General features: G+C 64.0%; 9 protein-coding genes and 1 pseudogene. 6 read left to right on the top strand and 4 right to left on the bottom strand.

Translation table 11 applies throughout. The features are described from left to right. Positions 1–37 precede the first annotated feature (37 nt). Positions 38–691, bottom strand: a complete 654-nt coding sequence (gene nthB / locus ACIQ42_RS14555; protein ID WP_397422980.1) for a nitrile hydratase subunit beta — start codon at positions 689–691, stop codon at positions 38–40. Then, positions 688–1,305 carry a nitrile hydratase subunit alpha gene (nthA, locus tag ACIQ42_RS14550; RefSeq protein ID WP_397422979.1) on the bottom strand — a complete coding sequence of 206 codons (618 nt, stop codon included), beginning with the start codon at positions 1,303–1,305 and terminating at the stop codon, positions 688–690. The genes nthB and nthA overlap by 4 nt, the downstream gene beginning before the upstream one ends. Before the next feature lie 43 nt (positions 1,306–1,348). Between nthA and ACIQ42_RS14545 the strand changes: the two genes are divergently transcribed. Both ACIQ42_RS14545 and ACIQ42_RS14540 read left to right on the top strand, forming a co-directional pair. Then, entirely contained in the window at positions 1,349–1,600 is a 252-nt protein-coding gene (locus ACIQ42_RS14545; protein WP_397422978.1) for a hypothetical protein, read from the top strand. Continuing rightward, positions 1,597–2,037 carry a DsbA family protein gene (locus tag ACIQ42_RS14540; protein WP_397422977.1) on the top strand — a complete coding sequence of 147 codons (441 nt, stop codon included), beginning with the start codon at positions 1,597–1,599 and terminating at the stop codon, positions 2,035–2,037. Before ACIQ42_RS14545 ends, ACIQ42_RS14540 begins: the two co-directional genes overlap by 4 nt. A 13-nt stretch (positions 2,038–2,050) precedes the next feature. Here ACIQ42_RS14540 and ACIQ42_RS14535 read toward each other — a convergent pair whose 3' ends face one another. Further along, on the bottom strand, positions 2,051–2,605 hold the full coding sequence (locus ACIQ42_RS14535; protein ID WP_397422976.1) for a M20/M25/M40 family metallo-hydrolase: 555 nt from the start codon (positions 2,603–2,605) through the stop codon (positions 2,051–2,053). A gap of 170 nt (positions 2,606–2,775) precedes the next feature. On the opposite strand from ACIQ42_RS14535, the gene ACIQ42_RS14530 reads away from it, so the two are divergent. Further along, the gene (locus tag ACIQ42_RS14530) at positions 2,776–3,396 is read left to right on the top strand and encodes an ATP-dependent Clp protease proteolytic subunit (RefSeq protein ID WP_397401872.1); all 621 of its coding nucleotides are present in this window, start codon (positions 2,776–2,778) and stop codon (positions 3,394–3,396) included. 63 nt (positions 3,397–3,459) lie between these two features. On the opposite strand, the pseudogene ACIQ42_RS14525 reads toward ACIQ42_RS14530, so the two are convergent. Further along, positions 3,460–4,042 (bottom strand): annotated as a pseudogene (locus ACIQ42_RS14525) (HAD-IB family hydrolase). Positions 4,043–4,265: 223 nt separating this feature from the next. Here ACIQ42_RS14525 and clpX point away from each other — a divergent pair. From clpX to ACIQ42_RS14510, 3 genes are all read left to right on the top strand, one after another. Next, the gene (clpX, locus tag ACIQ42_RS14520; protein ID WP_397422975.1) at positions 4,266–5,528 is read left to right on the top strand and encodes an ATP-dependent Clp protease ATP-binding subunit ClpX; all 1,263 of its coding nucleotides are present in this window, start codon (positions 4,266–4,268) and stop codon (positions 5,526–5,528) included. Between the two features lie 8 nt (positions 5,529–5,536). Then, positions 5,537–5,923 carry a VOC family protein gene (locus ACIQ42_RS14515; protein ID WP_397422974.1) on the top strand — a complete coding sequence of 129 codons (387 nt, stop codon included), beginning with the start codon at positions 5,537–5,539 and terminating at the stop codon, positions 5,921–5,923. A 192-nt stretch (positions 5,924–6,115) separates the two neighbouring features. Further along, on the top strand, positions 6,116–6,270 hold a 155-nt coding region (locus ACIQ42_RS14510), incomplete at its 3' end, for an LON peptidase substrate-binding domain-containing protein (RefSeq protein WP_397422981.1).

Here is a 6,270-nt window from a genome sequence, read left to right as displayed (position 1 = left end):
GTCGGCGTCCCGCGGCAGCCGGGGTAGATCGAGGATTTCAGGCGGGTGCAAGGTAGCTCTCCCAAAGATCCAGCCGGATGGTGTCGATGGCCGAGGCATCCGGACCCCAGAGCTCGCGCGCCTCGAACCTGACCAGATAGAGCGGTTGAGCTGCCTCACCCCGGCCATGGGCGTTGCTGTCAGGAAACACATGCACGCCGTGACATCTCTCCACGACGCCGGTGCGCCCCCTGACATAGCGAGGCAGGCGCGTATGACCCGTGGGATTGATGTTCAGCGCCCGTACCCGGTCGCCGGGTCTGAAACCGGGTTCAGCCGTCGTTTCGCGCTCGTAGGACCCGGCTCGACTCAGTGCGCCTGGCACTGCGGCGGCGGCAAGCAGGGGGGTCGCTCTGGCGCTGCCGGCATCTGCCTGGCCGCGCGCCAGTTCATCCGGCGTCACCAATCCATGCTCGAGCAGCAGGGTTGAGAGCCCCGTCAGCCACTTCTCGTAGTAACTCATCCGCAGGTATTCCGGCCCCGGGATCAGCTCGCGCTGATGGCGACCCGCGTCGATATTGGACCGCGTGGGGGAGGCCATGGTCATGGCGTGAACGCGGGCTTCCCAGGAATGGTGGAACACCGGCGCATCGGCCTCCGGCGCAATCGGACCCAGGCCATGCATTCCGCCCATGTCATGCGCGCCGTTCATATGAGCGTGGTCCCGATCATGCTGTCGCGACTGACCAGCGCGACGAGTTCATCCTCGGTGAGGTTCCCGGTTCCAGCGGGACGTTCCGGGATCACCAGGTAACGGACCTCGGCCGTGGAATCCCAGACGCGGATCTCTGTGTCGTCGGGGAGCACGGTCCCGAACTCCGCAAGCACCCCACGGGGATCGATAACGGCGCGCGATCGGTAGGGCGACGACTTGTACCAGACCGGCGGCAGTCCCAGCACCGGCCACGGATAGCAGGAACACAGTGTGCAGACGACGAGGTTGTGGACCTTGGGGCCGTTCTCGACCGCTACCATGTGCTCGCCTTGCCGCCCGCTGAAATCCAGTTCCGCAATGGCTGCTGTGGCGTCGTCCAAGAGGCGGGCGCGATAGTCGGGGTCGGTCCAGGCGCGGGCGACAACGCGTGCGCCGTTACGCGGCCCGACCCGGTTCTCATAGTAGTCGACGATTGCGTCGAGCGCTGCAGCATCCACCAGGCCCTTTTCGACGAGTACCGATTCCAGCGCCTTCACCCGAAGGGCGATGTCCGAGGGAGGTTCCTGGCCATGGTCATGGTCATGATGATGATCGTGGTGGTCGTGCGCCATGGCGTGAACTTGACCCAAGTCGGAGCGATGGTGAAGTGCGGACGTGACGCTTTGCCGGTTCGCTGCAATGATCGCCATCCGCAAGGAGGTCGCCATGGACGGACCGCACCTGATCTACTTCTCTGACCCGATGTGCTCGTGGTGTTACGGATTCTCGCCCGTCATCGAGGATATCCGGCGAGGATATGGCAACGCACTTCCGGTTCGCGTGGTGATGGGCGGGCTGAGGCCGGGCACGACAACGCCCATGAAGCCGGAAGCCCGGCGTGAAATCGTTGGTCACTGGACCACGTGACCGAGGCCGCCGGCGTGCCCTTCGATCCGGCGATCCTGGATCGGGACGGCTTCATCTACGATACGGACCCGGCCGCCCGTGCGGTTGTGGTGGCGCGTCGTCATGGCCAGGACGTGGCCATCCGTTACCTGGCCGCCGCCCAGAGGGCTTTCTACGCGGAGAACCGGGACATCACGACGCCGCAGGTGCTCGGCGAACTGGCCAGTGATCTCGGCCTGGATCCAGCTGCATTCCTCGCGGCCTGGGCGGCTGACGACGCAAAGCAGGAAACCTGGGGTGACTACGCCCTATCCCAAAGAGCCGGAGTGACCGGCTTTCCTACACTGGTGGGCGGACCCAATGATCAGGGCGTCTATGGGGTCGTGACCCGGGGCTATGCGTCGGGCGATCAGGTGATGGGCGTGATCCGGTCCTGGATTTCCAGCATCGCGGCGTGACGCCGGGCCGATCTCAGCGGATTCGCGTGCCTCTCGACCTGCGTTCCTCGGATGTATCGATGCGGCAGGTGATGGTCTTGAAATCTCCGGACCCGGCGTCTTTCAGGATCTTGAGCGCAGACACGGCCTCAACCACGCCGCCTTTCCCGTCGGAGACGCCCGGGCCATAGGCGCGATCACCGTCAATCCGGAATGGCCACCGCGAGACCGTGCCGGGCTCGAAGACCGTGTCGAGGTGCCCGATCAGCAGGACCCGACCCTTGCCGCAGCCCGCGAAGGTCGCCAGCGGATTGTCCGGCAGCCCGGGGATCTCCGCCGGGACCATCTCGATCGCGGCGTCCATGGCCCTCAGGCGTTCGGCGAGAAGGGCCGCGACCTTTCGACCGCCCGCCACATCGCCGGCGCCGCTGTCGATATTGACCACGGTCTCCAGCAGCCTGAGCCGGTCGTCGCGCACGGCCTCGGCGACGGCCTGGATCCTGCTGTCGGCCTTTACGGGCTTTGGAGCCGCCGCGACGGGCGTAGTGCCGGCAAGTATGAGCGCCGCCATAATTGCCGTTCGCATCATTGAATGGCTCCGGAAATCCCGCAAACAGCGCGCGGTAGGTCTATATTGATCTATGTCTCCTACGGTTCGCACGTCGCACTGCCTTGCGCCAGACCGCGGCGCACGCGATATCGGGTGTTGAGTGCGGGCGTTCGCCGTCTGCTCTGATTTCCAAGAAGGACTGCCTCCCTATGCGTGACCCCGTCACCACCGCGTTGGGCCTCGTGCCGATGGTCGTCGAGCAGACGAGCCGGGGCGAACGCGCCTATGATATCTTTTCGCGTCTGCTCAAGGACCGGATCATCTTCCTGGCCGGCCCCGTCGAGGACGGCATGGCCAGCCTGATCTGCGCCCAGCTGCTGCACCTTGAGGCCGAGAACCCCAAGAAAGAGATCCAGATGTACATCAACTCGCCGGGTGGCGTGGTGACGTCGGGCCTCGCGATCTATGACACGATGCAATACATCCGCAGCCCGGTGATCACCCTCTGCCTGGGCATGGCCGCGTCCATGGGTTCGTTCCTGCTGATGGCCGGCCAGAAGGGCAGCCGTATCGCGCTGCCGAACTCGCGGATCATGGTCCACCAGCCGTCGGGCGGATACTCGGGCAAGGCGCAGGACATCCGCCGTCACGCCGAGGACATCATCAAGACCAAGCGCCGGCTGAACGAGATCTATGCCAAGCACACCGGCCAGCCCATTGAGGTGGTGGAAGAGACCCTCGATCGCGATCACTTCATGACCGCCGAGGAAGCTCGCGACTGGGGTCTGGTCGACAAGGTCTGGGAAAGCCGCGAGGACGACGAGGCGTAGGCCCTGAGGTCGCGAGGGCCGTCAAGGACACCGCGACCTATCCGTTGCGCCGAAGCCCGTGTTTCACGGGCGGCCGGTGAAAACGCGGAAATAGGGCTCCTGCGCCGCGGCCAGCATCTCGGTGTCGCCGTCTGTGTCGCCATAGGCAGCCCGGAGCTCCAGGTCCGCTCCATAGGCCTGGGTCAGACGCGCAACCTTTTGTGGTCCACGACAGTTCGGGGAGGCGCGTCCCGATGACGTCGTCGGCGCCCAGCCCCCGCGCAAACGGTGCCACCACAATATCCGGCGATGCTGTGACGATCACGAGGCGAACGCGTTCCTCGCGCCAGCGCTTCCAGGCCATCACAGCGTCCGGCCGCAGGAGGCTGCGCGAGTGCAGTTCCGCAAACCGTCGCGCGTCCGACTCGAGCCGCTCACGCGTGACGCCGCGCAGGAATTCCCGCACGGCCGCCGCCTTGATCCGCCCGCGATCCCGATGCCCGATGTAGGACAGCGCGGCCGGTACCAGCCGCAAGCCCCCGAGAATCCAGCGCGTTGGCGGGGTTCGCCACCTCAGGAAAGCCGTGAAACTATCTCGCGTGGTCAGCGTGCCATCGAAGTCGAACGCAACGATTGGATCACCAACCAGCTCTGTGTCTTGTGCCATTCAGGCGCGTTTCCCATTTGGAAAGGTGACATGCCCATGGTTCGGGCGGATCACCACTCTTTCTCGCTCAGGCGCGCGAAGGCTTGTGATCGAGGCGCGGATCGGGGAATGTCAAGACTTGGACAACCTGCGGCGCGTATTGTGCAGTGGCCGGGCGCAGGCGCCCCGGCGCGGAGTTTGCCGGTTTGTAAGGCCGACTTCGTCGAGAGAGTGAGATGAGACCATGACCAAGGCCGCCAGCGGAGATTCCAAGAGCACGCTTTATTGCTCTTTCTGCGGCAAGAGCCAGCATGAGGTGCGCAAGTTGATTGCGGGCCCGACCGTGTTCATCTGTGATGAATGCGTTGAGCTGTGCATGGATATCATCCGTGAAGAACACAAGATTTCCTTCGTCAAATCCAAGGATGGCGTGCCGACGCCCAAGGAAATCCGCGAGGTCCTGGACGATTACGTGATCGGACAGGATCACGCCAAGAAGGTGCTCGCAGTGGCGGTGCACAATCACTACAAGCGTCTGAACCACGCGTCGAAGAACAACGACGTCGAACTGGGCAAGGCCAACATCCTGCTGATCGGTCCCACCGGCACCGGCAAGACCCTGCTGGCCCAGACACTGGCCCGAATCATCGACGTGCCGTTCACCGTTGCCGACGCCACCACGCTGACCGAGGCCGGTTACGTGGGTGAGGACGTCGAAAACATCATCCTGAAGCTGCTTCAGTCGGCCGACTACAATGTCGAGCGTGCGCAGCGCGGGATCGTCTACATCGACGAAGTCGACAAGATCAGCCGCAAGTCTGACAACCCCTCGATCACCCGCGACGTGTCTGGCGAGGGCGTTCAGCAGGCCCTGCTGAAGATCATGGAAGGCACCGTCGCCTCCGTACCCCCGCAGGGCGGCCGCAAGCATCCGCAGCAGGAATTCCTGCAGGTCGACACCACCAACATCCTGTTCATCTGCGGCGGGGCCTTTGCTGGCCTGGAAAAGATCATCTCGGCGCGGGGGCAGGGCACCTCGGTGGGCTTCGGCGCCAAGGTCTCGGATCCGGATGAGCGCCGCACCGGCCAGATTTTCCGTCAGGTGGAGCCGGACGACCTGCTGCGCTTCGGCTTGATCCCGGAGTTCGTGGGCCGTTTGCCGGTCATCGCCACGCTGGACGATCTCGACGAGAAGGCCCTGGTGAAGATTCTCACCGAGCCGAAGAACGCCTTCGTGAAGCAGTACCAGCGCCTGTTCGACATGGAGAACGTCGGCCTCACCTTCACGGATGACGCGCTTAACGCCGTCGCCCGCAAGGCGATCCTGCGGAAGACCGGCGCGCGCGGCCTGCGTTCGATCCTCGAGGGTGTGCTGCTGGAGACGATGTACGAACTCCCCACCTACGAAGGTGTTGAGGAAGTCGTGGTCAATGCAGAGGTCATCGAGGGCCGCGCCCAGCCGCTGGTGATCTACGCTGAGCGCCGTGACAAGGGCGGGGCGGCCTAGGGGCTCCGATGTCCCTGGTCCGCGCCCTCGACCATATCAATATCCGAACCGCTGATCTCGCCTCTACTCGGGCGATGTTCATTGACGTGCTGGGTCTGACCGAAGGCTGGCGGCCAGCGTTCCCGTTCCCGGGGGCCTGGCTCTATGCCGGCGAGAAGGATGTCGTTCATCTGGTTCAGGTGGACAAGCCTGCAGGCGCCTCCGAAGGCTCGGCGCTCGATCACTTCGCCTTTGATATCGCGGACTATGACGAAGTGCTGAAGCGGGTCCGGGCGACCGGGCTGAAGTTCTTCGAGACCACGGTGCCCGGCTCGTCAATCCGGCAGATTTTCGTGCGCGATCTCAATGGCGTGAACATCGAGCTCAACTGGAAGGGTCCGAACCCGAGAGGGTAGGATTCCGGGGCGGTTTGTCGCGCCGGACCTCTTGGTGCTTGAACGGCGGGCAAAACCATCCACATGAATAAGCACAAAGTCCGGCCCCTTCGGGCGGACGGGTCGTCCGACTCAAGCGCATCGTTTGAGTGACCACGGCCCGCAGCGGTCAGGCTCGGCATCCCGCGGGTCGGCCAGGAGTTCGAGAGCGTAATGTCTGACGTCAAAATTCTTCCGATCCTGCCGTTGCGGGACATCGTTGTGTTTCCGCATCAGCCGGTTCCGCTGTTTGTGGGTCGTGAAAAGTCCGTGCGGGCGCTGGAAGAAGCCATGCGCGTGGAGGGCAAGCAGATCCTGCTGGTGACCCA

Source organism: Phenylobacterium sp. (assembly GCF_044372605.1).
Classification (GTDB): Bacteria; Pseudomonadota; Alphaproteobacteria; order Caulobacterales; family Caulobacteraceae; genus Phenylobacterium.
This window is presented reverse-complemented; position numbering and strand designations above follow the sequence as displayed.